General features: G+C 54.6%; 19 protein-coding genes and 1 tRNA gene. 13 read left to right on the top strand and 7 right to left on the bottom strand.

Annotation, left to right across the window (positions count from 1 at the left end):
* Positions 1 to 324, top strand: a complete 324-nt coding sequence (rhaM, locus tag ATO67_RS12005) for an L-rhamnose mutarotase (protein ID WP_067648941.1) — start codon at positions 1 to 3, stop codon at positions 322 to 324.
* Positions 321 to 1,694 (top strand): FGGY-family carbohydrate kinase, encoded by a 1,374-nt coding sequence (locus ATO67_RS12010; protein WP_067648945.1) that lies wholly within the window; start codon positions 321 to 323, stop codon positions 1,692 to 1,694. The genes rhaM and ATO67_RS12010 overlap by 4 nt, the downstream gene beginning before the upstream one ends.
* On the opposite strand, the gene ATO67_RS12015 is transcribed toward ATO67_RS12010, so the two are convergent.
* The 3 genes from ATO67_RS12015 to ATO67_RS12025 are packed head-to-tail and all read right to left on the bottom strand — an operon-like array spanning position 1,691 to position 3,390.
* A complete protein-coding gene (locus ATO67_RS12015; RefSeq protein ID WP_067648948.1) occupies positions 1,691 to 2,086 on the bottom strand; it encodes a DUF2177 family protein in 396 nt (131 codons plus the stop codon). The genes ATO67_RS12010 and ATO67_RS12015 overlap by 4 nt on opposite strands.
* Before the next feature lie 12 nt (positions 2,087 to 2,098).
* Positions 2,099 to 2,758: a ChrR family anti-sigma-E factor gene (locus tag ATO67_RS12020; protein WP_067648951.1), complete on the bottom strand. Its 660-nt coding sequence runs from the start codon at positions 2,756 to 2,758 to the stop codon at positions 2,099 to 2,101.
* Positions 2,755 to 3,390 carry a sigma-70 family RNA polymerase sigma factor gene (locus tag ATO67_RS12025; protein ID WP_342585715.1) on the bottom strand — a complete coding sequence of 212 codons (636 nt, stop codon included), beginning with the start codon at positions 3,388 to 3,390 and terminating at the stop codon, positions 2,755 to 2,757. Before ATO67_RS12025 ends, ATO67_RS12020 begins: the two co-directional genes overlap by 4 nt.
* A gap of 161 nt (positions 3,391 to 3,551) precedes the next feature.
* On the opposite strand from ATO67_RS12025, the gene ATO67_RS12030 reads away from it, so the two are divergent.
* The 4 genes from ATO67_RS12030 (at position 3,552) to ATO67_RS12045 (ending at position 7,531) form a co-directional block, all read left to right on the top strand.
* Positions 3,552 to 4,913 (top strand): NAD(P)/FAD-dependent oxidoreductase, encoded by a 1,362-nt coding sequence (locus tag ATO67_RS12030; protein ID WP_067648954.1) that lies wholly within the window; start codon positions 3,552 to 3,554, stop codon positions 4,911 to 4,913.
* Complete coding sequence (locus ATO67_RS12035) at positions 4,910 to 5,728, top strand: DUF1365 domain-containing protein (protein ID WP_067648957.1); 819 nt, start codon at positions 4,910 to 4,912, stop codon at positions 5,726 to 5,728. Before ATO67_RS12030 ends, ATO67_RS12035 begins: the two co-directional genes overlap by 4 nt.
* Entirely contained in the window at positions 5,715 to 6,932 is a 1,218-nt protein-coding gene (locus ATO67_RS12040; RefSeq protein ID WP_067648961.1) for an SAM-dependent methyltransferase, read from the top strand. The genes ATO67_RS12035 and ATO67_RS12040 overlap by 14 nt, the downstream gene beginning before the upstream one ends.
* A gap of 353 nt (positions 6,933 to 7,285) precedes the next feature.
* A complete protein-coding gene (locus tag ATO67_RS12045) occupies positions 7,286 to 7,531 on the top strand; it encodes a DUF982 domain-containing protein (RefSeq protein ID WP_067648964.1) in 246 nt (81 codons plus the stop codon).
* A 155-nt stretch (positions 7,532 to 7,686) separates the two neighbouring features.
* On the opposite strand, the gene ATO67_RS12050 is transcribed toward ATO67_RS12045, so the two are convergent.
* The 4 genes from ATO67_RS12050 to ATO67_RS12065 all read right to left on the bottom strand — a co-directional run bounded on the left by ATO67_RS12050 (position 7,687) and on the right by ATO67_RS12065 (position 12,243).
* Positions 7,687 to 8,079, bottom strand: coding sequence for a PRC-barrel domain-containing protein (locus ATO67_RS12050; protein WP_067648967.1), 393 nt, complete (start codon positions 8,077 to 8,079; stop codon positions 7,687 to 7,689).
* An 84-nt stretch (positions 8,080 to 8,163) separates the two neighbouring features.
* A complete protein-coding gene (locus ATO67_RS12055; RefSeq protein ID WP_067649105.1) occupies positions 8,164 to 9,738 on the bottom strand; it encodes an ABC transporter permease in 1,575 nt (524 codons plus the stop codon).
* 283 nt (positions 9,739 to 10,021) lie between these two features.
* On the bottom strand, positions 10,022 to 11,044 hold the full coding sequence (locus ATO67_RS12060; protein WP_173645934.1) for a Fe(3+) ABC transporter substrate-binding protein: 1,023 nt from the start codon (positions 11,042 to 11,044) through the stop codon (positions 10,022 to 10,024).
* 146 nt (positions 11,045 to 11,190) lie between these two features.
* The gene (locus ATO67_RS12065) at positions 11,191 to 12,243 is read right to left on the bottom strand and encodes an ABC transporter ATP-binding protein (protein ID WP_067648970.1); all 1,053 of its coding nucleotides are present in this window, start codon (positions 12,241 to 12,243) and stop codon (positions 11,191 to 11,193) included.
* A 278-nt stretch (positions 12,244 to 12,521) separates the two neighbouring features.
* Between ATO67_RS12065 and ATO67_RS12070 the strand changes: the two genes are divergently transcribed.
* The 7 genes from ATO67_RS12070 to ATO67_RS12105 all read left to right on the top strand — a co-directional run bounded on the left by ATO67_RS12070 (position 12,522) and on the right by ATO67_RS12105 (position 23,663).
* On the top strand, positions 12,522 to 14,231 hold the full coding sequence (locus ATO67_RS12070) for a long-chain fatty acid--CoA ligase (RefSeq protein WP_067648973.1): 1,710 nt from the start codon (positions 12,522 to 12,524) through the stop codon (positions 14,229 to 14,231).
* A 106-nt stretch (positions 14,232 to 14,337) separates the two neighbouring features.
* On the top strand, positions 14,338 to 15,969 hold the full coding sequence (gene pgi, locus ATO67_RS12075) for a glucose-6-phosphate isomerase (protein ID WP_067648977.1): 1,632 nt from the start codon (positions 14,338 to 14,340) through the stop codon (positions 15,967 to 15,969).
* Positions 15,970 to 16,288: 319 nt separating this feature from the next.
* On the top strand, positions 16,289 to 17,653 hold the full coding sequence (locus tag ATO67_RS12080) for a sensor histidine kinase (RefSeq protein ID WP_245303971.1): 1,365 nt from the start codon (positions 16,289 to 16,291) through the stop codon (positions 17,651 to 17,653).
* A gap of 169 nt (positions 17,654 to 17,822) precedes the next feature.
* A tRNA-Arg gene (locus ATO67_RS12085) sits at positions 17,823 to 17,899 on the top strand.
* Positions 17,900 to 17,991: 92 nt separating this feature from the next.
* Positions 17,992 to 19,317: a DUF6538 domain-containing protein gene (locus tag ATO67_RS12090; protein ID WP_158667352.1), complete on the top strand. Its 1,326-nt coding sequence runs from the start codon at positions 17,992 to 17,994 to the stop codon at positions 19,315 to 19,317.
* A gap of 481 nt (positions 19,318 to 19,798) precedes the next feature.
* Entirely contained in the window at positions 19,799 to 20,341 is a 543-nt protein-coding gene (locus ATO67_RS12100) for a recombinase family protein (protein WP_067648986.1), read from the top strand.
* A 190-nt stretch (positions 20,342 to 20,531) separates the two neighbouring features.
* Positions 20,532 to 23,663, top strand: coding sequence for a P-loop NTPase (locus ATO67_RS12105; RefSeq protein ID WP_158667353.1), 3,132 nt, complete (start codon positions 20,532 to 20,534; stop codon positions 23,661 to 23,663).
* Positions 23,664 to 23,899: the final 236 nt, after the last annotated feature.

Here is a 23,899-nt window from a genome sequence, read left to right on the forward strand (position 1 = left end):
ATGCCAGAACTCGAAAAACACGCCTTCAAGATGAAGCTCTTTCCGGGCATGGAGGCCGAATACCGGAAGCGCCACGATGAAATCTGGCCGGAGCTGGTCGCGCTGCTGCACAAGGCAGGCATCAGCGATTATTCCATTCATCTCGACCCTGAAACCAACATTCTCTTCGGCGTTCTGACCCGCCCGAAAACACACGGCATAGCATCGCTACCTGACCACCCGGTGATGAAACGCTGGTGGGCGCATATGGCCGACATGATGGATACCAACCCGGATGACTCCCCGGTTGCGACCGACCTCATCACATTGTTTCATCTGCCATGACCATCAAGAATGTCGCCGTCATCGATATCGGCAAAACCCATGCGAAGCTGATCGTGGTCGATGGCGAGAGCGGCGAGGAAATTGCGTCGCGGAAGATTGCCAACAGGGTTTTGGCCGGGGCGCCCTACCCTCACTACGATATCGAGACGCTGTGGAGTTTCATCATCGAGGGGCTGGCGGCATTTCGTGAGCAGCCCGGATATCAGGCCATTTCCATCACCACTCACGGGGCGAGTGCCGCGCTTCTGAACGGCCAAGGTGATCTAGCGCTGCCGGTTCTGGATTACGAACACAGCTATCCCGAGGACATTCAAAAAGCCTATGCCGCTCTGCGTCCGCCTTTCGAGGAAACCTTTTCGCCTGCTCTGCCCATGGGGCTGAATGTCGGGGCGCAACTGCATTATCAGAAGACTGCTTTCCCAGAGGCCTTCGTTGATGTCACCGACATCATAACCTATCCGCAATATTGGGCCTTCCGGCTGACGGGCGTAAAGGCGAACGAGGCAACATCGCTGGGCTGTCACACCGATCTCTGGCAACCGGGCAAAGCTACAGTCTCGAGCCTACCGGAAGCACTCGGCATCGCTGGAATCCTCTCGCCGGTGCGCTCCGCCTTCGATGCGCTGGGACCGGTCCTGCCTGATATCGCAGCCAAAATCGGTGTCGATGGCGACATGCCGGTCTATTGCGGTCTGCATGATTCCAATGCGTCGCTGCTCCCGCATCTGATGTTGCGCAAGGGACCGTTTTCCGTCGTCTCCAGTGGCACATGGATCATCTGTTTCGGCGTCGGCGCACAGCTGGAAACGCTCGACGCTACGCGTGATACACTGGTCAATGTCGATGCCTTCGGAAAGCCGGTTCCCTCGGCGCGCTTCATGGGTGGGCGGGAATTTGAAATGTTGACGGCAGGCATAAAGCCGCCGACCGGCGCTGAGCTTGAGGTGGCGCTGAATAACGTTTTGGCTGAGGAAATTCTTTATCTGCCAAATGCGGTGGATGGGTCCGGCCCGTACCCCGGTCGCAAAGGTCACTGGCTGAACGAACCGCGCAGTGACACGGAACGTCATGTTGCCGCAAGCCTCTATGCTGCGATGATGACGGCCTCCTGCCTCTCGCTGGTCGGTAACGCCAAAACAACCATCGTGGAGGGTCCGTTCGGCAGCAACGGCATCTACACCCAGGCCCTGGCCGCAATCACCGGCTCGGATGTGCTGGTCACCGATAGCAACAGCCCTTCAGGCACGGCCCTTGGCGCGGCACTGCTCGCCATCCGCAACGCGCCTCGTCAATCCTATCACACCGTGCAAGCGCTGAACGGCATCTCTGATTACGACGACAAATGGCGGCAGATCGTTGACACCGATTAAGAGATGGCCTGAACCAGCCAGAGACCGCCGACGGCAGCGATGCCCGTCAGAAAGGTTCCCCAAAGGATATCGACCACACATATGCGCCACGACCAGCCCTTCAGCGTGGAGAGATTGGTCATGTCATAGGTGGCATAAGCTATGAAGCCGAGGACTGCACCGGACGTTAACGCCTCATGCCAATCGCCACCATTGAAGGCCGGGAGGACGGCGAAATAGACGATACCGGCAACATAAAATAGATAGAAAATGCCAGCTGCGACGAAATTGGGTTTTGGCAACAAGAGCGGGCCGATCTCGCGCTTGTAAAAGCCTGCCGCCTTCGACAACCAGATGAAATCCAGACCGAAAAAGACGATGGCCGTGCCGATATAGGCGGTTATCACTTCCATCGTCTCATTTCCTTAAATACCGAGAACCGGCTGCAACAGGCGAACCAACCAGCTTTTGAACTTGAGGGGCGCGTCGGTCACGGCAAGACAAATGCAGTCTTCACCCTCACCCGCAATCGGTTGATGTGTGATGTCTTCATCTGTCTCTTCGAAATCGCCACGACGAAACACGTCCTTGCCATCCATGAAGCATCCGGCCAGAACGACCGTCAGCTCCCGCCCGCCATGGCTGTGTTCCGGCACCGGCTTTCCGGCCGGTATACGCAGCAACCGGACGATGGCTTCACCATCATTGGTGCGGATCGGGAACTGGTAAGCGCCGGGGCCGAGTTGCTTCCACTTAATGTCATCCACATCGCCACCGGCGTAGGAGCGCAATGGTTCCGGCAACACAGCTTTCAGAGACGGCCTCGCTGCGGCTTCAGGCGGTGAAACCTGCGCGCCGGGCTGCAGCAGTGCTCGTATCTTCTGCCAATCAGCGCCAGACGTATCCTGCATCGGCTCGATATCATTTAAAAGGGCGCCACCTGCCATTTCCATAGCGGAAAGTCGCCGGCGGCTCTCGGGACAAAGAGCCAGATGGGTCGAAACAGCGAGGCTCCAACTTTCGCCAAGGCTTCCCGAAGCGTAATCCAGCAGCAATTCATCGCTAACCTGGTGCCGTACACTCATGTGCGTGACTCCAGAGCCGCGCGCAACTTGGCGAAGGCGAGCCGAATGCGCGATTTAACGGTACCCACGGGGAGACCAAGCTGCTGGGCAATCGCGCTGTGGGACACTTCATCGAAGAAAGACCGCTTCAGCAGATCAAGCTGTTCCTGCGGCAATTGCGCCAAGGCGCGGTGAAGACGCTCGGCATCCTGAATTTCTTCCAGCTGCAAATCGGCGGCGGGTGCATCGTCCTTAACGAATGCCGGATCGTTGAAATCGAATTCCGGACGCTTGTTCTTACGGTGTGCGTCTATGCGCAGATTTCTGGCAATTCTGAATATCCACGCCGAAACATTGCCTCGGGCGGGATCGAACAAGGCAGCCTTGTTCCAGACCGTTATCATGGTTTCCTGCATCAGTTCCTCGGCGGCCTGTGCATCGCGCACCTGCCGTAACATATAGGTCCGCACGCGCGGTCCGTAATAACGGAAAAGCGTCTCGAAAGCCTCGACGCTTCGCTCAGAAGCAACTGCCCTGATCAGGGCCGGACATTCGCTTTCGATAGTGTTCCTGTCGACGTCATTCATGCGGATCGGCTTCACTCCGCTTCCAAATAGCTTGCCCGCAACCGGACTGTTCCGCTTGCTTGTCATATATTGCCATGCAGGGGCAGCTATGGAAACGTTTATTGTCATGAAACGGATTACGCCATCGGCTCATGAGCGGATCACCGCGAACAAAAAAATGCGAGATCAGCAATCCACTGCCCCGCACCGCTCGTATTGACTAACATAATAAATGCGGAACCGACATTATGGATTTCACGACAGTTGCCAGCAACAAGCCTGCAAGACGCCGGATTGCCGTCATCGGTTCGGGCATCTCCGGCCTCTCGGCGGCGTGGCTGCTGGACAAGTCGGCAGATGTCACGCTGTTTGAAGCAGAGGGCCGGCTTGGCGGCCATGCCAACACTGCGTTCGTGGAACAGCCGGGCGAGGCAACAATTGCCGTCGATACCGGCTTTATCGTCTATAACGAGCGCAATTATCCAAACCTCGTCGCGCTGCTGGATCACCTCGGCGTCGAGACTTCCGCGTCAGACATGTCCTTCGCCGCGTCCCTGCGCGGTGGGCAACTGGAATATTCCGGCACCAGCATCAATGGTCTTTTTGGCCAACGGTCCAACCTTCTTCGCCCGCGCTTCTGGCACATGGTGCGTGATGTCATGCGGTTTTACAAAAAAGCCCCCGACCTTTTGGACGATCCTTCGCTACAGACGATCAGCCTTGGTGAATATCTCGACGCGAACGGCTATTCGCTGAGCTTCGTTGACGACCATCTGTTACCGATGGGTGCAGCAATCTGGTCTACGACGGCAGCCGACATGCGCGCCTATCCGTTGCAGGCTTTCATCCGGTTTTTCGTCAACCACGGTCTTGTCCAATTGGCAGATCGCCCGCAATGGCGCACGGTCAAGGGTGGAAGTCGCGAATATGTTTCGCGGCTGATGTCGCAGTTCAAAGGTACCGTTGTCCTGAACAGCCAGATAGCGGGCCTGCAACGCAGCGAAGACGGCGTGAAGGTTCTGGACCGTTCAGGTCAGCTTTCGGGCTTCGACGATATTGTCATCGCGACCCATGCCGATCAGGCTTTGACTTTGCTGTCGGATGCTGATGTGCAGGAGCGCTCGCTGCTGGGTGCTTTTGAATATACCCGCAACGCTGCTGTGCTGCATTCCGACGCCAGCCTGATGCCGAAGCGCCACAATGTCTGGTCAAGCTGGAACTACCTCAGCGAACCGAACTCGACCGGCGCCGAACAGTTGTGCGTGACCTACTGGATGAACCGGCTGCAGAACATCGACGAGAAGACACCGTTGTTCGTCACGCTCAATCCGTCTCGCGCCATTGATCCGGCCAAGCTGATCCGCGCTTTCGATTATGCCCACCCGCTGTTCGACACCAAAGCACTCGACGCGCAAAAGCAACTGTGGAGCTTGCAGGGTCGGCGAAACACGTGGTTCTGCGGCGCGCATTTCGGCAGCGGTTTCCACGAAGATGGTTTGCAATCGGGTCTCGCGGTAGCGGAAGCGCTGGGCGGGATAAAGCGCCCTTGGAACGTTCAACAGGAATCCGGTCGTATTTTCCTTGCCCCTGAAAAGGCGCTGGCTCCATGACCTTCCGCTCCTCGATCTATGCCGGACATGTCGTGCATGCGCGACACCGTCCGCATGCCCACAAGATGCGCTATCGTGTATTCTCGCTGCTGCTGGATCTGGACGAACTGCCGCTCCTGGACAAGGGTCTGCGATTTTTCGGCCACAACCGCAGGGCGCTATTCAGCTTTCACGATACCGATCACGGGGTTGGCGAAAAGGGTGGCTTGAAAGACTGGGTATCAAAGCACCTGTCAGACGCGGATATCGAGGTCCCCAAGGGTGGTTTGCGTGTTGATATGCTCTGTTACCCGCGCATTTTCGGCTACGTCTTCAACCCGCTGACCGTCTATTTCTGCCATGATGGCGACCGCTTGGTGGCCATTCTCTACGAGGTCAGAAACACCTTTCACGAGCGCCATACCTACATCATTCCGACTGGTCAGAGCTTAGACAATACGATCCGTCATTCCTGCGCGAAAGAGATGTATGTTTCACCCTTCGTCCCGATGGAATGCACCTATGATTTCCGCATTCTGCCACCTTCCGAAAAGGTTCTGGTCGCCATCAACGAGCGCGATCAACAGGGCGATTTGCTGTTTGCTTCCTTTGCCGGAGAGCGCCGTCCCTTGACCAGCGGCGCACTCATGCGCGCACTTTTATCTTACCCGCTGATGACGCTCAAAATCATGGGCGCCATTCACTGGGAAGCACTTTTGCTGTGGGCAAAAGGCAACCCAATTTATCGCCATAAGGCTGCGAAAAACCGCGTTGCCAGCTCGATAGCTGCGCAAAACGGTGGAACCATGGGAGACCTGAAAAATGAGCCACGCTGAGCAGGAGACGACGCCGTTTCCCATGAAAGATGCACCTCTCTGGCAGCGTATGATCTGCCGCCGTCTAAACAACATCACGCAGGGCCGCCTGACCGTCATTTTTCCGGGTGGCTACGAATACGTCGTCAAGGGACAGGAGCCTGGTGCGCACGGTGTGATATCGCTCAACCGTGGCCGCGTCGTGCGCCGGTTGTTGATGGGCGGAAGCCTCGGTTTTGCACAGGCCTATATCGATGGCGACTGGGATACTCCCGATATCGCGGCGCTTCTTGAAGTCGCCATCGCCAATGAGAAGAACTGGTCGTCGGTGTCGGAGCCATCCAAGCTATTTTCCGCATTCGCCTATCTTCGCCACCGCCTGCGGCGCAATTCGAAATCCGGCAGCCGCCGCAACATTTCCTTTCATTACGATCTGGGAAACAATTTTTACTCGGCTTGGCTGGACGAAACGATGACCTACTCCTCGGCTCTTTTCGAGACGCCGGGTCAGAGCCTCGCAGATGCGCAAAATGCCAAATATGACCGTATCGTAGAGCAGTTGAAGATCGGTCCTGACGATCACGTGCTTGAAATCGGCTGTGGCTGGGGCGGCTTTGCCGAATATGCCGTGCGTAAGACGGGTTGCCGCGTGACGGGCCTCACGCTTTCGCGCGAACAGGCGGACTTCGCCAAGGCGCGCCTGTCCAACGCCGGCATGACAGATCGAACCGACATTCGTCTCGAGGACTACCGCGATTGCGCGGGTCCCTACTCCAAGATCGTCTCGATCGAAATGTTCGAGGCCGTGGGTGAGGAAAACTGGCCGACATACTTCCGCCGTGTGCGTGAATTGCTCGCCCCCGGCGGTGATGCCATGGTGCAGGTCATCACCATCGATGAAACGCGTTTCGAAGATTATCGTCGCAACGCCGACTTCATCCAGACATACATTTTCCCTGGCGGAATGCTGCCAACCGTCACCGCGTTTCGCAAGGCGGCGGCCGTCGAGGGCTTCACGGTTCCAGACATGCTGCGCTTTGGAAAAGACTATGATCGCACGCTGATGCTGTGGGACCGCGCCTTTATCAACAACTGGCAGCGCATAGAGCCACTTGGCTTCGACGAGCGCTTCCGCAGGATGTGGCAATATTATCTGCACTACTGCGCTGCGGGTTTTCGGGAGGGTACAATCGATGTCGTGCAGTTTCAGTTGAAAGCATCTTGACGGCAGTATCTGGCACCGCCCGGAGCACGCAATATGCTCGTGCACAACGAAAAATAGAAGGTTCATGGAACTTCGGAAAGATACTCACGTTACGGTGAGTGTCTTTTATCAAAGCATTGCGCTCTACCGAGACAATTTCTCGGTAAGCTCGAGCGCGTAACGCGGAGAATATTCCCATGAACCAGATTATCTACATTGTTGGCCTCGTCGTTATCGTCCTGGCCATTCTCTCTTTCTTCGGCTTCCGCTAATAACAACTTTAACGTTGTAATTTTACGAAAGTGAAATATCCTCCCTAACGGGAACCATGTCGATGTTTAGAACGTTGACGTGGGCTGTTAGGGAGGCGTCCGATGAAACTGACAAGATGGACAGAGCCAGTCGAAGTGAATTTCGACACGACGAACAAGAACGTCATTGCCGGGCCTTTCGATGCCTTGGCATTGTTGACCGAAGACTGGCCGCATACGCGCGGGCTTAACTTCGTCCGTGCTCGCAGCGCATGCCGCGCAGCACTTGACGGACGTAAGTCACCCGAAGAGGCGCGCAAGTGCTTCGAGGATGCGGTGTCGGAAGCACGGCGTCAAAAGCCACATTAAATCCAAAACGATTTAGATATTGAGTGTAGAGAATGGCCCCATACGGGGCCGTTTGTTGTGGTATGTCAGCGTCTTGTCGAGAACACTATCTACAACCCCAGTGCGCGTCACCAAACGCAATGATGGCCCCAAAAGGGGCCATCTTGCATTATCTCTTACATCCAATATGGCGGGACACCGTAATAATCGTAGATTTTCCGGTCGTCGTTTCCAAACAAGCTGTCATCGTCGCGGTTGGCATATTTCGGGCCATTTTCGATCTGCTCTTTCGTCAGGTCGATGCGGTAACCGTCCAGTTCTTCGTCATAGTGCAGTTTTTCCCATGGTAGTGGGTAGTAATCGTCACCGATTCCCAAGAAACCGCCGAAGCTTAGAACTGCGTAGGCAACGCGGCCGCCGCGCTTTTCGAGAATGATGCGCTGGACGGAGCCAATCTTTTTGCTATCGGCGCCGTACACACTGGTGCCCTCAACCTTATCACTTGCAATGAAGCTTGGGGTATCCTTGACATAAGGGTCCTGGCCAGCCTGGGGTGCATGATGTACCATCGGATAATTCCTCCTTGGGTTTTTATTGGTTGTGGTTAGTAAACCCAGAGGTCAAAAAATCGTTCCGATAAAATCTGTCCGCGCCTATGCCCTGATACGCCCCACACGGGCAAGAACCACCACAGGCAATACGCCAATCAGCACGATAGCAAGTGCTGCGAGGGAAGCTTCTTCATAGGTTCCGCGTGCCGCCTCTCCATAAAGATGGGTGGCGAAAGTTTCAAAATTCATCGGGCGCAGCAGCAGCGTTGCGGGTAGCTCCTTAACACAATCCACGAAAACCAGCAGCGCCGCGGCGGCCATTGTCGCCTTTGACAACGGCAGGTGGACGGCGCGAAATGTCTCCGTCGGTGTGCGACCTAGCGTGCGGGATGCCTGATCGAAGGAGAGCGGGATACGGCTTAAACCAGCATCGATGCCACCGCCCGCAATGGTGAGGAAGCGCGCCACATAGGCAAAGACCAAGGCCGATCCACTGCCGATCAGCAACAGGCCCGTCGACAGACCGAACCATTGCTGCATCGTCTGGTCGAGAAACCGGTCGAAACCACCCAGCACGATCAACACGCCGATAGCGATGACCGTTCCCGGTGCAGCATACCCCATCGTCGCCAGACGAAACGACCATAGTGAAGCCTTGCCCGGCAAAAGGCGTAGGGCGTAAGCGACGACCAACCCAGCGCCAACGGTGGCAAGCGTGGCAATTCCGGCAAAGGTAATCGTGTTGAGGGCTTCACCTGCAAAGCGCGATGACAGTCCGCTGAACTGAAATCGTTTCCAAGCCTCAACAACCAGATAGATGGCAGGTGCGACAAAACCAATCAGGATTGGAACGACCCCAAGCCCGAACGCCAGCTCCCCGCGCCACCCACGCATCCGAAGCGGGACCATAACTGAACTTTTCTGGGCTGACGTGGAATAGCGTTGCCTGCGGCGCGCCCATCGCTCCATCGCAACAAGTGCGACGACCAGAAGTAGCATGCACAGGGCAATCTGCGATGCCCCCGGCAAATCCGATTTCGTGACCCAGGTGGTATAGATGGAGACCGTCAGCGTGCGGACGCCCAGAAACTCCGAGGCACCGATATCGTTCAGCGCCTCCATCAACGCCAGGCTCACACCCACAGCGATAGCAGGCCTGGCAAGCGGTACTGCGACCTTTACAAAAAGCCCGTGTCTCGAAGTTCCAAGCATGCGCGCGGCATCCAGCAGACTTCCTGCCTGCGTCAGAAACATGGCCCTGACAGGGATATAGACGTAAGGGTAAAGCACGAAGCCGAGCAGAATGATGCAGCCTGTCATTGAGCGGATATCTGGCAGACGAAATTCGCGGGGGCTGGAGTAGCCGAGGGCAAAGCGCACCGCCCCCTGCACCGGACCCAGAGGATGCAGAATATCGAGATAGGCGTAAGCGACGATGTAGGTCGGCATGGCCAGCGGAAGCAGCAACGCCCATTCCAAAAGCCTGCGACCATGAAAATCATAAGCGCTGACCAGCCATGCGCTCGTCGTACCGAGGATGCCTGCCAGCAGACCGACGCCAAGCAACAAAATCAATGTTTCAGGAAGGGCCGAGGCCAGAACAGTGTCACGCAAATGCGCCCACAACCCTTCAGACCCTTGAACCGCCTGCGACAGCAACGCCAGAACCGGCAACATGGCCAGCAGCGCAACCACGCAGGATGCCACCAGCCACCAGAATGCCGGGTTGATCCGCAGCCTTGGTTTTAGAAGAGTTGCGGTAGCGATGCTGGATACCATGCTGATCTTGAGGTTTTGACCGATTGACAATACGGGGCTCTGGAAACAGTCAAGGCACCCGCTCGAAAACGGGTGCCTGAGATGGCGTAAGCCACTTGGCAGGAAACGTCCTGCTCCATCATTCCGACTTCGAGCGGAGGTGACGGAATGTGAGGAACCGTATCCTCACAGGCAAGCGTCCTTAGTTGTCGAAGCCGACTTTATCGACCAGTTGGCTTGCTTCCTTGCGATGGGAAACGATTTCCGTCAGCGGCTTGCTGTCGATTTTCAGATCACCAAAAGATGCCACGATCTTGTCAAGGCCAGCGCCCTGCTTGACGGGGTATTCATAGTTGGCTTCGGCATAAATCTTCTGCGCTTCATCGGAAACCAGATATTCGAGAAGCTTTACCGCTTCGGCCTTGTTAGGTGCGTTCTTGGCGACGGCCGCGCCGGAGACGTTCACCTGCGTGCCGCCATCCTTGAAGGTCGGCAGAACGACCTTGATTGCCTCACCCCATTTGACCTGATCTTCGCCACCCTTGCCGGAACGCATCAGGCCGACATAATAGGAGTTCGCGATACCGATATCGCAAATGCCGCCGAGGATGTCCTTGGCAACATCACGGTCGCCACCGCCAGCCTTGCGCGCCAGATTATCCTTCACGCCTGCCAACCACTTTTCGGTTGCCTCAGCGCCATGGTGGGCGATGTAATCGGCAAAAAGAGCCGTGTTGTAGGGATGCTGGCCAGCGCGAATGCAGACCTTGCCCTTCCACTTGGCGTCAGCGAGATCCTCGTAATTGAACGAAGAAACGTCCACGTCCTTCGCAGCGTAGAGAACGCGCGCGCGCATGGACAGAGCAAACCAGTTGCCCTTGGCATCACGAAGGCTGGCTGGAATAGCCTTGGTCAAAACTTCGGATTCGATGGGCTGCGTGACACCCTTTTCAGCCAGATCGACCAGATTGCCAGCATCCACTGTCATCAAGACATCAGCAGGCGAGCTTGCGCCTTCGCTCAGAACGCGTTCAGCCAGACCGTCCTTCAGGAACACGGTGTTGACCTTGACGCCGCTTTCCTTGGTGAAAGCTTCGAGCAGGGGCTGGATCAGCGCAGGTTCGCGCGTTGTGTAGATGCTCAGTTCTGCGGCATTTGCAGCGCCAGCGGCAAATGCCGCAGTGCTGGAAAAAAGTGCGATTTTGGTAAAGGTCGATATTGTCATGTCTATCCCCCGGTAACGTGAAAACAATATCCGGATGCATGATCATACATGACGCAACAAATCAAGTTATACTGACTTAGTTTTTAGAGCAAAGGCCTCACTTTGAGTTGAACAATGGGCCATTTTTAAGCAGAAAATTCTAATATTCAATCAAGGGTAAATATCAGAACACGATCAGGAGCGACCAAAAGGCGTACGTCCTGCATGTCTGCAGAGCTGCGCCGCATGCTGCGAACGCGCAGGTCCTGTGCAAGACCTACAACACTGACAGAAACCTGTTCAATCTCGCCCATGAACATCCTGCTCGTAATGCGTCCGGCGATATGAGCACCTGAGTCAGCCTCGCAAAGCGTTATCGCACTGGGGCGGATATAAGCCAAAGCCCTCGACCCTTCACGAAGATCGCCTTCGTGCGGAAACGTGCCGATCGGTGTTTCCAGATGTCCGTTTTTAACCGTACCTTCGACCTTGTTGAAGGCACAGAAAAAATCTGCCGCATAACGACTGACGGGGTTGTCGTGCACGTCATAGCCAGTGCCGCTCTGCACGACACGACCATTTTGCATGAGAACCACGCGGTCACCCGCCGAGAGCGCTTCTTCCGGGTCATGCGTCACCATGATGGCAGTGGTTTTCAAGCCTCTCAGCAGGTGCAGCGTTTCCTCGCGCACACTGTCGCGAAGGCCGCGATCCAGATTGGAGAAGGGCTCATCCATCAGAAGAATGTCCGGTTTGGGCGCCAGCGCCCGCGCCAGTGCCACGCGCTGCTGCTCTCCGCCCGAAAGCGTGTGCGGATAGCGAGTTGCAAGTTCCGCCAGACGCACATGCTGGATCATGTCTGCCACCCGTGCTTTCGCCTCGGCTCTCGGCAATCCTTTCAGACCGAACAGTACGTTTTGCTCGACCGTCAGATGCGGAAACAGCGCGTAATCCTGAAACACGAAACCAATGCGTCGCTTTTCCGGCTCCATGAAAGTCGTCGGCCCTGCGATTTCGCGACCATTCATCATGACAGCACCGGCATCCGGCGTTTCGACACCCGCGATGATCCGCAGCAGCGTGGATTTGCCACAGCCGGAACGACCGACCAGACATATGATTTCACCAGGCATGACCGTCAGCTGGATATCCGTCAGCACGTCCACGTCACCGAAGCGCTTTCCGATCGAGTTCAGCTGTAGTGCGGCGATACCAGACATTGTCATTTCCATATTTTTTTGGTGCGGTTTGTTGATTGCTCAATTCAGGATTAAAGTCAAAAGCCAATCTTTTTGGCGGCAATCCGCGCGGATAAGCGACGATGCGAGATTTGAATCGCGATAGTTGACGTTTACGTCAAAGTTAAATACGCTGATGTGAGTAGGTGGTTTTGGAGGCTTCATCTACGATTGCAAAATTCGTAAATGCATGACTGTTTGGCTGAGGAGCTGGCAGATAGGATTGCAGAGTTGTGCAAATGCCGGCATGGGAGGATACAATGAGCGACATGAATTTGGGCCGTGAGGAAACGCGCGTGCAGCGACCATGGCTTGCATCCTACCCGCAGGGTGTCCCTGCGGAGCTTCCCGATCTCGGTTACTCCTCCCTCGCAGAGCTTCTGGAAAAAAGCTGCTCGCTTTACGCGGATCGCAAAGCCTTCTCCAGCATGGGCAAGTCGCTGACCTATCGCCAGCTTGAGGAGCAGACACGCAAGGTAGGCGCTTGGCTTCAACAGATCGGACTGGTAAAAGGTGACCGCGTTGCGGTCATGATGCCGAACATTCTGCAAAACCCGGTTGCGACCTATGCCATCCTTCGGGCAGGGCTGACGGTGGTCAACGTCAACCCGCTCTACACACCGCGAGAGCTTGCGCATCAGCTCAAGGATTCCGGTGCCAAGGCGCTGTTCGTGCTGGAAAATTTTGCAAATGTGGTTCAGCAGACCCTGCCGCATACAGATGTCAAGCACGTGGTGGTCGCCACGATGGGCGATCTGCTTGGACTGAAGGGTCACATCGTCAACCTTGTGGTGCGCAAGGTCAAAAAGATGGTTCCGGCATACTCACTGCCGCAGGCCGTCAGCTTCAAGGACGTGCTCAAGCAATCCCGTGATCTCCAACTGAAGCCGATGCAGATCGGCCGGGAAGATATAGCCTTTCTGCAATACACCGGCGGCACGACAGGCATTTCCAAAGGTGCGATTCTGACCCACGCCAACCTCCTGGCCAACAAGCAGCAAATCTCGCTCTGGATGGACGCCGCCTTCCTGAACAAAAAACGGCCGGAAGTGCTCAATTTCGTTTGCGCGCTACCGCTGTACCATATCTTCGCGTTGACTGTGAATTCGCTGATGGGCATCGCGCTTGGAGGCCACAATCTGCTTATCGCAAACCCGCGTGATATTCCGGGCTTCGTCAAAGAACTGTCCGGCTACACGCCGCATGTTTTCCCCGCCATCAACACTCTGTTCAACGCGCTGTTGAACAATGAGGATTTTCGCAAACTGGACCTCTCCTCCCTGGTTCTGGTCATGGGCGGCGGCATGTCCGTGCAGCGCCCCGTTGCAGAGCGTTGGGCATCGGTGACAGGCACACACATTTGCGAGGGTTATGGTCTTTCGGAAACCTCGCCCGTCGCCACGGTGAACCCTCTGGGCCGGAGCGATTTCAGCGGCACCATCGGCTTGCCCGTGCCCTCGACCGACATCGAAATTCGTGACGATGACGGCAACAGCCTACCCCTCGGTGAAGTCGGCGAAATTTGTATTCGCGGACCGCAGGTCATGCCGGGTTACTGGCAGCGCCCCGACGAAACCGCCAAGGTGATGACGCCAGACGGCTTCTTCCGATCCGGCGATATGGGGCTCATGGATGAAGCCGGTTATACCAAGATCGTGGACCGGAAGAAGGACATGATCCTGGTATCGGGCTTCAACGTCTACCCCAACGAAATCGAAGAAGTGGCGGCTGGCCACCCCGGTGTGCAGGAATGTGCGGCCGTTGGCGTAGCAGATGAGCATTCCGGCGAAGCGGTAAAGCTTTACGTGGTGAAAAAAGACCCCGCACTGACCGCCGAAGATCTGAAAGCCTTCTGTGCCATAAGCCTCACGAACTACAAGCGCCCCAAGCATATCGAGTTCATCGCGGAATTGCCCAAGACCAATGTCGGTAAGATCCTGCGCCGTGAGCTTCGAAAGCCGACTAACTGATTGGTGTAATTTGCGATAATTCAATCGCTTTGACGAACGCGCCTTGATTTAGCCTGATGAAAAAGAATAGTTTCCTCATCCTTTCCCGGAGCATGAGGAGCATTCCATGCAGGCCATCGTCGAAAACCTGAAATCCACGGCAGCGAGGACCGCTGCCACCGACCTTCGCGCCGCTTTTGCCGCCGACGATAACCGTTTCGAGCGTTTCAGCGCCCGCTTCGACGATCTGGTGATGGATTATTCCAAATGCGCGGTAAATGAAGAGGTGCTTGCGCTTCTCGAAAAGCTGGCCATCGAGGGCGGCGTCGAAACGAAGCGCGAGGAGATGTTCTCCGGCAAGGAGATCAACTTTACCGAAGGACGTGCCGTGCTGCATACGGCGCTGCGCAACCGCTCCAACACGCCTGTCATGGTCGATGGCAAGGATGTCATGCCTGACGTCAATGGCGTACTTACCGCCATGGGCAAGTTTTCCGATGCCATTCGCTCCGGCGCGCTTAAGGGTGCGACGGGCAAAAAGATCACCGACATCGTCAATATTGGCATTGGCGGCTCCGATCTTGGCCCCGTCATGGCAACGCTGGCGCTGGCTCCCTTTCATGACGGTCCGCGTGCGCACTTCGTTTCCAACATCGATGGCGCCCACATTGCCGATACGTTGAAGCTGGTCGATGCGGAAACCACGCTTTTCATCATCGCATCCAAGACCTTCACCACCATTGAAACCATGACGAATGCCGCAACGGCGCGTAAATTCATTGCCGACAAGCTCGGTGAAGACGCCGTCAAGCACCATTTCTGTGCCGTTTCCACCGCTCTCGACAAGGTTGCAAGCTTCGGTATCGACAGCGAGCGCGTTTTCGGTTTCTGGGATTGGGTGGGTGGACGTTACTCCATCTGGTCGGCCATCGGCCTGCCACTGATGCTGGCCATAGGCCCCGACAATTTTGGCAAGTTCCTGGATGGCGCTCACGCCATGGATACGCATTTCCGCCAGGCACCGGTTCGCCAGAACCTGCCCATGCTGCTCGGCCTCATCGGCTTTTATCACCGCAACGTACTGGATTATTCGACCCGCGCCATTCTCCCCTACGATCAGCGACTTTCGCGCTTCCCGGCCTATCTGCAACAGCTGGATATGGAATCGAACGGCAAGGGCGTCACCATCGATGGCACACCTGTCGAAGGTCAGTCCGGCCCGGTCGTGTGGGGCGAGCCCGGCACCAACGGTCAGCATGCCTTTTACCAGCTGATCCATCAGGGCACGAGCGTCATCCCTGCAGAGTTCATGATTGCCGCCAACGGTTTCGAGCCGGAATTGCGCCACCAACATCAGTTGCTGATCGCCAATTGCCTCGCGCAATCGGAAGCCTTGATGAAGGGCCGCACATTGGCGGAAGCGAAAGAACAGCTGACATCCAAGGGCATGGAGGACAAAAAGGCCGACTTCATCGCCCCTCACCGCGTCTTCACCGGTAACCGCTCGTCGATCACCTTCGTCTACGACACGCTGACGCCGTTCGCGCTGGGCCGCCTGATCGCCCTTTACGAACATCGTGTCTTTGTAGAAGGCGTTCTGTTCCGCATCAACTCCTTCGACCAATGGGGCGTGGAACTGGGCAAGGAACTGGCAACCGGCCTGCTGCCTGTCGTGGAAGGCAAGGAAAGCGCTGAAGGTCATGACAGCTCGACGCAGGGCCTTGTAAAAACATTGGCTGGACTGGCGAAGCACGGCTAGTTTTCACCGTCGGAGCGCAGTCACGGATCATGACAGCGCCTAACTGAAACCAACCCTGCCGATGTCCTCGGCTGGGTTGCTCGTTAAGCCGACCCATGTGCACAGCATTTGAAAATCGAGCGGAAAACCCTAATATCGCTTGGAATTGCGGCTTTGCACCGATATGAAATCAAAGGCCCTCGCATCGACAGGAACCGGCCCGGTGTTTTCGACCGTCATAAACAGGACAGACCGTCAGGATGCGGACGCGCACAGCGAAGCGCCCGGCTTGACACAAGGCCTGTCCGGTCGGCTGCTGTTGCTGACAGTCATTTTCGTGATGATCGCCGAAGTCCTGATTTTCGTGCCGTCCGTCGCCAATATGCGCCTGTCATGGCTGCGTGACCGGCTGAACACGGCAGCGGCAGCTGGCATCGTCATCGATGGCTTGCAGACCGAACTGCCCAGAACCGTTCAGAACGACACGCTGCTGGCGACGGGCGCAAAGCTCATCGCTCTTAAAAAGGACGGGACGTCCACGCTTCTTGCCGCCACGGAAGTGCCACCCAGCGTCGATGAACAATATGACCTGTCGGACGTGTCCCAACTCGCGGCGGTGCGCGATGCGTTTTCCGTTCTTCTATTCGGCGGCAACCGAGTCATCCGCGTGTTCGATGTCATCGACGACAGCAATATGATCATCGAGATCGTCATCGGCGAGCATAAGCTACGCGCGGCGATGATCGCCTATGCGGGCAACGTCCTCTTGATTTCAGTGGCGCTGTCATTGATCACGGCCAGCCTGATTTTCGTGTCGATCAACCGCATCCTCATCCGCCCCATCCGCCGCCTGACCCTTGGCATGCGGGGATTTTCCGAGCAACCGGATGACCCCTCGCGTGTGTTCAAGCCGGAAGACGGCAGCGATGAACTGGCCGTGGCCGGTCGACATCTGGCCGATATGCAGACGCAACTGCAAAAAACATTGAAGCAGCAGAAAAACCTTGCCGATCTGGGCCTCGCCGTTTCCAAGATCAACCACGATATGCGCAACATCCTGTCATCCGCTCAGTTGATGTCCGACCGCCTTGTAGACGTCGAAGACCCGATGGTGCGCAGTTTCGCGCCAAAACTGCTTCGTACGATAGACCGCGCTGTCGGCTATACCAGCGAGGTTCTTGCCTACGGGCAAGCAACCGAGGGTGCACCGAAACGACGCCTGATCGAACTGGATGAACTGGTACAGGACGTAAAGGATGTCCTCGCTATCGATCCCGCGAGCGGCATAGAATTCATAGATACCGTTCCAACAGATTTGCGCATCGACGCCGACGCGGAACAACTGTTCAGAGTCCTCTACAATCTCTGTCGAAACGCCGTGCAGGCGCTGCAGCAGGCGACCGGCGATGACTATGCCCATAAACGGCTGACGATCGCCGCTCAGCGCAATGCAGACGTTGTCAGTGTCGTCATTGACGATAACGGACCGGGCATGCCGCAGAGGGCCAGAGAAAATCTGTTCTCTGCCTTCAAAGGCTCCGCTCGCTCTGGCGGCACCGGGCTCGGTCTCGTCATCGCCCGTGAACTGGTCCTTTCCCACAAGGGCACGATTGCGCTAGTGGAAAAGTCCGGCCAGGGAACGCAATTCCGCATCGAAATCGCCGACCGGCCAGCCACCGAGCCTCGTCAACAAAACGGCGCATAAGCATCGCTTAAATATGCGCCTCTGTTTTGACCGGGTCAAAAAACGAGTTAATTCAACGGCCTGGAAAATTCATTGCAGGAAAATGACAATTTCTCAGCGAAATCGCTTGCATTCAAACTGAGGACGTTTTAGAGGATCGCCACGCCAACGGAACATGTTTCTGCGGCACGCACCCGTAGCTCAGCTGGATAGAGCACCAGACTACGAATCTGGGGGTCAGGAGTTCGAATCTCTTCGGGTGCGCCATTCCATCTCTTTGATGGACAACAATAATCTGATTTTGCTGATTAGTTTCCTGCTGCTTTTGATACACAAAGGTAGCACACATGGTCCTTTCTATGCCCTCCCCATATAAACATCCTGCGACCGGCGTTTATTGGTATCGGCAGCGCGTACCTGCCCGACTCAAATCACTCGCGAAGGGGAAGGCGGTCACGGTCACCATTGACGGATATGTTTCCTGCCCGACCATTGGGGACGATATCAAGGTATCGCTCAGGACCAAGCTACCAGCAGACGCGAAGAGGTTGGCCCCGGAGGTGCAAGCGGAGTTTGACCGCGTTTGGTTGAGCTTCGAAAAAGGCCCGGTGACCCTTACACTGCGGCAAATCGTTGGCCTAGCCGGTGAAATGTACCATACCATCCGCAAGGCCCTCGAAGACGACCCGAAGGAAGCAGGAGAGTGGGCCGAGCGCCGCCGCCAGTGGGAGACTAACGACCGTGCGTTACAGCGGTCAGAGCGCTATGGGTTGATGATCAAACCTCTGCCAGACCTCCGCAGCCGATTGGGTTCGTGGGTTGACGGTGCGCTTGCCCAACATCATCTCTCGGTCACTCAGGACACCTACGAGCGCCTCCTACAAGAATTCGACCGTGCGGCCTCGGACATTGCGAACCTTTTGGAAAAACGTGCCAAAGGCGATTTCAGCCCTGATACAACGGGCTCTCGGTTTCCTACGTTCGACATGGGCGATGCTCAATCTAAGGTCGATGAAAGCGGAAAGACCAAAATCACCGGCCTCCTTTCCACATGGTCGGGACGTCTGAAGCAACCAAAGCCGCAGACGGTGACCCGCTACACCGGCATCATAACGCAGCTTGTGACTTATCTCGGTCACGATGACGCTGACCGCTTGACTGATGCGGATATCGTTAGATGGCACAGTGAGCTTATCGAAGCGGGTACGGTTTCGCATGACACATTCATAAAAGCGTACAGGGCTGCGATTAGCACCGTCTATGCCTATGGGATGACCGCGCAGGGCGGGAAACTTGTGGCACATAACCCGGCTGCAAAGCTCTTGCTAGAAGGTCCTCGGAAAAAGCAGAGCCGCCCCAAGAGCTTTTATGTTGAGGAAGCCCATAGCATCCTACGTTGTGCGCTCGATGCGTTGACCGCAGAGAACAGCTATTCCGAAATCAATCGTTCGGCCATGCGCTGGGTGCCTTGGATAGCGCCTGAAAAAGCGCGGCGGTCGATTACCACCCACCATAGATCACGTCATCTGTCGTGCGCTCCCAACACCATCAATCAGGAAATCCAAATGTCCGCCGAAGCCACCATGACCATTCTTAACATCCTCACGGCTGTCATCAATGATGCCCACGAGAAAGTCATCAGACGCACTCAGGAAGAGACGCTGCATGCCATATGGAACTGCTGATTGAGAGACGGAAGCCAACCGAGCGAGCGCATGGGCTGCAAACCCTGAGCAGGCGTATAGAGGTGTTGAGGGAGTTTCGGGCTAATATGCCCATACAGATGGTCTCTGTCTTTCTGGCAGTGGCCATGAAGCCGGGTGTTCGCCAATGCGATCTTGCAGAGATTACCGGCCTTAGTCAGTCTTCCGTGTCGCGAAACATTCACGCTCTCGGTAAGTTTGATCGACATGGGAAGCCGGGGCTGGACCTTATACAGCAGCGGAGTGGTATAGCAGGCTCTAAGTCGCCTGAGATACGTCTCACCAAGGCTGGCAAGGAATTGGCTCAACGGCTCATACTGCCTAGATAATGGCTGTGTCCCATAAGGTATACCCACATCGGACGATCTAAACGAATTGAATTATGTCCGATATGGATTGACTTTCAAATTATGAGACACTATTTCGATTTAATCTTAGACCTTATCGGACAAAAAGGTGTCTCATGAAAATCGGCTATGCTCGCGTATCCTCCACCGGCCAGAACGAAACCGCTCAGGTGGATATCTTGACCCGCCACGGTGTCGAAGAGGTATTCATCGATAAAGCCAGCGGGACCACTCGCGAAGGCCGCACAAAGCTTGCTGAGGCCATCCGGTTCGCACGTAAGGGCGATGCCATAGTTGTGACTCGTCTAGACCGCCTAGCGCGTTCTGTGCCTGATCTACACGCGATCTCTCAGGAGCTACAGGCAAAGGGCGTGGACCTTATCGCCACGGAGCAAAACATCGACACCACGACACCCACTGGACGCCTCATGTTCAACATGCTGGGTGCCATTGCCGAGTTCGAGACTGACCTCAGGAAAGAGCGGCAACTTGAGGGTATCGCGAAGGCGAAAGAGGAGGGTCGATATAAGGGCCGTCCGGTGACCGTTGACGGTGACAAAATAAGGGCCGCGTTAGCCGATGGCCGCAAGCCGGTGGAGGTTGCGAAAAGCTTTGGAGTAGCTCGATCTACTGTCTACCGATTTGCAACTAATAAATAGGGATGAAAGTCAAGTCCGTGTACTTGGGGGGACGTCTGCTTTTTTTAGACCCACTGAATAAAACTCTTGATCGATATCTTTTTGGCTGGCTGAGCTTGTGGTTGAATGACCGCCTACGCTGATTCGATGATGCTAATAAATAATAAGCGAAATCAGAGTCATAAGTTATTAGATTATGGGGCGGGGGAACATGACAAAAACTATTCCAGACGAATTGATTTCTGCGGTTAGGGAGGGACGAGCCGCTTTGTTCATGGGTTCTGGAGCTTCAAGAGGGGCTACAGGCTTCGAAAGTGGGAACGTTCCTGATGGCCAAGGCCTTGCGGACATCCTAGCTGAGCGTCTTTTGCCGCCACAGTATAAGGGTTTGAACCTCAAAAGAGTGTATGACCTCTGCTGTAATCAGAGAGACGTCCGTACCGTACAAAAGATACTCTTTGACCTATTTGACCCATTGCAGCCAGCAGAGTTTCATCGACTGATTGCCACGTTTCCTTGGGCGGGACTTCTTGGCACGAATTACGATCAGGTGATCGAGAAGGCATACGAACAGGAACCCAAAGCCATCAAGCGGGTAGAAGTTAATACCAAGGACGGAGACGGCGCGACGGACCGTGTGGGCACAGACGGAATTCTTTATGTCAAGTTACACGGATGTATCAGTAGGCATTCCGAAACGAAACCACCTATGATAGCAAGTACCGAACAGTATATTCGTTACAATGATGGCAGGTTAGGACAATTCGGTACTTTCCTTGAGTGGGCGAAATCAAAAACTATAATATTTGCCGGGTACAGTTTCGACGATAGCAACTTACGTGGCCTCCTTGAGGATATAATCGCAGAAGGCGATAATCGTCCTAGGCACTACATAGTTAACAAGGGCGTCCTTGAACTCGAGGCCGACTATTGGAGGGAGCGGAGAGTCATCGCAATCGACTCCACCTTCGAGAATCTTCTCAAAACTCTAGATGTCAGTATTCCTTATGAACTAAGAAAATTGGGAACTTTAACAGAATCCTCCGGAACGAGCTTTCGCCGCTTCGTCACAGACCCTGTCAAGCGAGAAAGTGAATCTCTCCAGCGATACCTTAGCACTTTGATCGAACATGTTCCGCCCGAATTAGATGCTCCGAGTGTTGACCCTAAGAGTTTCTACAGTGGTTTCGATCTAGGTTGGGGGCCAATTGCTGCGGACCTTGATGTCCAGCTACCTTTGGTCGACCAAATCTTAAAAGCCGAAATCATTTCTTCTGTAAAGCGATCTTCACAGCCAATTGTATTAATCAAGGGACATGCTGGGTCAGGGAAGACCGTGGCCCTGAGACGCATATGCTTCGAGGCTACCAAAAGAGAAGGAAAAGTCTGCTTTTTTGTAGGCAGAAGACATCTGATCGATGTCGAGCGCTTTGACGAAATTTTTACGCTGACTAATCTGCCAGTTTTCCTGTTTGTCGACAGCATAAGCAGCCATCGCTTGAAAATAGTAGAACTCGTAGCACGGGCGAACCGGCTGAAAGCTCACTTAGTAATAGTAGCTACAGAAACGTTCAGCATGTGGAATAGTCATTGTGAAGAACTGGAACCACTTGTTCAGTCGGCCTATGAAATGACTTACCTCTCCCAAAAGGCGATAAGCTTACTTATAAATAAACTCGAACAACACAACTCCCTAGGCAATTTGATCAATCTTCCTGAGGACAAAAGGGCCCATGAACTTGAACACAAATTTGGTAGGCAGATACTTGTTGCTCTTCTTGAAGCTACCCATGGCGCGCCTCTGCAAGAGATTCTTGTCCAGGAGTATCACGGCATAGCGTCTCCACAAAGTAGGCTTTTATACTTAGACATTTGCTCGCTTCATAGGTTCGGAACCCCCGTACGCGCCGGATTAATTTCGAGAATACACGATATTGACTTCGAAGATTTTGCCGGAAAGTTTCTTAAACCTTTAGAACAGATAGTAATACTTCGAGAAGACAAGCGATCGGGTGATTACGTTTACGAAGCACGGCACTCGCATATCGCAGACGAGGTTTATCATGGAATCCTAAAGACAGAGGACAGTCGCTTCGATAATTTCATCAGAGTGGTTGGTAAATTGAATCCAAATTTCTCATACGACTTGGAGGTACTTGCAAAAATAATAAGAGCAGATGCATTGGAGAACACGCTTCAAAACCCTGCAAAAATTCGGCAAATCTACGATGTAGCGGAAACGTCCGTAGGTCGCAGAGCGGTAATCCTACACCAAAGGGGCCTGTTCGAAATGCATCAGGCGGGTCACATTGGTCAGTTTACCGTAGCAGAAGATCTTCTGCTCGAAGCGGAAGCGAAAGAACCATATAACAAGTCAATCAAGCACACCCTCGCTGAGTTAGACTTGCGCCGCTCTCGAATGGCCGCTGAACCCGCAGAAAGACTAGCGTGGCGTAAGAGTGCAGAGGACCAAGCATCCAAGCTCTTAGGTAAGGGGTCAAGTCCGTACCCACACCACACACTCTTAAAGGCTGCAATCGATGCCGTGCAGGATGCCCTCGTCTTGCTAGAGAAAGAGCAAAGCGAGGCCGCTACCATACATCTCGGAGATGCCATCGCTCAAGCAGAAGCGGTGTTGAAAAAAGGACTGCAGAATTTTCCCAACGAAGCCATGCTTCTTGCGGAAGAAGGAACTCTGTCGAAAATTTTGTCTCAAGCATCGCGAGCGGAAAAGGCTTTCGACAACGCCTTTAAAGCAAATCCCCGAAGCACTCTAATTGCGAAAAGATTGAGCAGAATCAAACGCGCCAAAGAGGCGTACAGCGAGGCGGCTGACATTCTCCGCGAGTGTTTAGGCTACAACCCGGGGAGTCTCGACCTTCACTACGATTACGCCCTTACGCTAATGGAGGAATCTCCCGATGCTCCAACGGTCTCCTCGGACACCCTGTTATTTCATCTTCGACGTTCATTCACGCCGGGAGATCGTAATCGACAAGCTCAGTTTTGGTATGCCCGTCAACTTTCTATTTCCGGTAGCTACCCAGAAGCGAAGGTGTTGTTCGATAGCCTTTCGCAATCTCACGCTTCCTATAGTGAAAAAACTTCTGTTAGAGGGGTCTTGCGAGATCGAGAAGGAGCAAGGGAGTATTTCACAGGTTCGATTGTTACGCTCGGTGAAGATTATGGCTTCGTAAGTTGTGAGCGGTTTGGTTTCAACGCATTCTTCTCATTTTCAGACGTGCCACCGGATGAGGTCGATTTTCTCGCCGTAGGAATGACGTTGAGATTTTGCCTTGGGTTCACACTTAGGGGGCCTGTTGCCTGCAATATTGCGGGTTGAGCTTTTTCAATTCAAGTCTGGAGGACGGTGTTGCTGCATCGTCTTTTCCTATTTACGATGCCATTGACGATACTACACATCGTTGATACACAGAACTGACGTGGCGGGAAGCAAAAGCTATCTTTTCTCGGGTTATTGCCGTTCCTAAAGGGAGTTCGAATCTCTTCGGGTGCGCCATTTTTTCTTCCTAAAATTTCATTCTTTTATGCCATGACGACATGGCGTTTTAACGTCGG

This window comes from Agrobacterium bohemicum, from assembly GCF_001562555.1.
In the GTDB taxonomy this organism is placed as follows: Bacteria; Pseudomonadota; Alphaproteobacteria; order Rhizobiales; family Rhizobiaceae; genus Agrobacterium; species Agrobacterium bohemicum.

Bases quoted from the DNA above. Each gene is read 5' to 3' on its own strand.
- rhaM (WP_067648941.1), top strand. From the start codon at position 1: ATGCCAGAACTCGAAAAACACGCCTTCAAGATGAAGCTCTTTCCGGGC.
- ATO67_RS12010 (WP_067648945.1), top strand. From the start codon at position 321: ATGACCATCAAGAATGTCGCCGTCATCGATATCGGCAAAACCCATGCG.
- ATO67_RS12015 (WP_067648948.1), bottom strand. From the start codon at position 2,086: ATGGAAGTGATAACCGCCTATATCGGCACGGCCATCGTCTTTTTCGGT.
- ATO67_RS12020 (WP_067648951.1), bottom strand. From the start codon at position 2,758: ATGAGTGTACGGCACCAGGTTAGCGATGAATTGCTGCTGGATTACGCT.
- ATO67_RS12025 (WP_342585715.1), bottom strand. From the start codon at position 3,390: ATGACAAGCAAGCGGAACAGTCCGGTTGCGGGCAAGCTATTTGGAAGC.
- ATO67_RS12030 (WP_067648954.1), top strand. From the start codon at position 3,552: ATGGATTTCACGACAGTTGCCAGCAACAAGCCTGCAAGACGCCGGATT.
- ATO67_RS12035 (WP_067648957.1), top strand. From the start codon at position 4,910: ATGACCTTCCGCTCCTCGATCTATGCCGGACATGTCGTGCATGCGCGA.
- ATO67_RS12040 (WP_067648961.1), top strand. From the start codon at position 5,715: ATGAGCCACGCTGAGCAGGAGACGACGCCGTTTCCCATGAAAGATGCA.
- ATO67_RS12045 (WP_067648964.1), top strand. From the start codon at position 7,286: ATGAAACTGACAAGATGGACAGAGCCAGTCGAAGTGAATTTCGACACG.
- ATO67_RS12050 (WP_067648967.1), bottom strand. From the start codon at position 8,079: ATGGTACATCATGCACCCCAGGCTGGCCAGGACCCTTATGTCAAGGAT.
- ATO67_RS12055 (WP_067649105.1), bottom strand. From the start codon at position 9,738: ATGTTGCCGGTTCTGGCGTTGCTGTCGCAGGCGGTTCAAGGGTCTGAA.
- ATO67_RS12060 (WP_173645934.1), bottom strand. From the start codon at position 11,044: ATGACAATATCGACCTTTACCAAAATCGCACTTTTTTCCAGCACTGCG.
- ATO67_RS12065 (WP_067648970.1), bottom strand. From the start codon at position 12,243: ATGTCTGGTATCGCCGCACTACAGCTGAACTCGATCGGAAAGCGCTTC.
- ATO67_RS12070 (WP_067648973.1), top strand. From the start codon at position 12,522: ATGAGCGACATGAATTTGGGCCGTGAGGAAACGCGCGTGCAGCGACCA.
- pgi (WP_067648977.1), top strand. From the start codon at position 14,338: ATGCAGGCCATCGTCGAAAACCTGAAATCCACGGCAGCGAGGACCGCT.
- ATO67_RS12080 (WP_245303971.1), top strand. From the start codon at position 16,289: ATGATCGCCGAAGTCCTGATTTTCGTGCCGTCCGTCGCCAATATGCGC.
- ATO67_RS12090 (WP_158667352.1), top strand. From the start codon at position 17,992: ATGCCCTCCCCATATAAACATCCTGCGACCGGCGTTTATTGGTATCGG.
- ATO67_RS12100 (WP_067648986.1), top strand. From the start codon at position 19,799: ATGAAAATCGGCTATGCTCGCGTATCCTCCACCGGCCAGAACGAAACC.
- ATO67_RS12105 (WP_158667353.1), top strand. From the start codon at position 20,532: ATGACAAAAACTATTCCAGACGAATTGATTTCTGCGGTTAGGGAGGGA.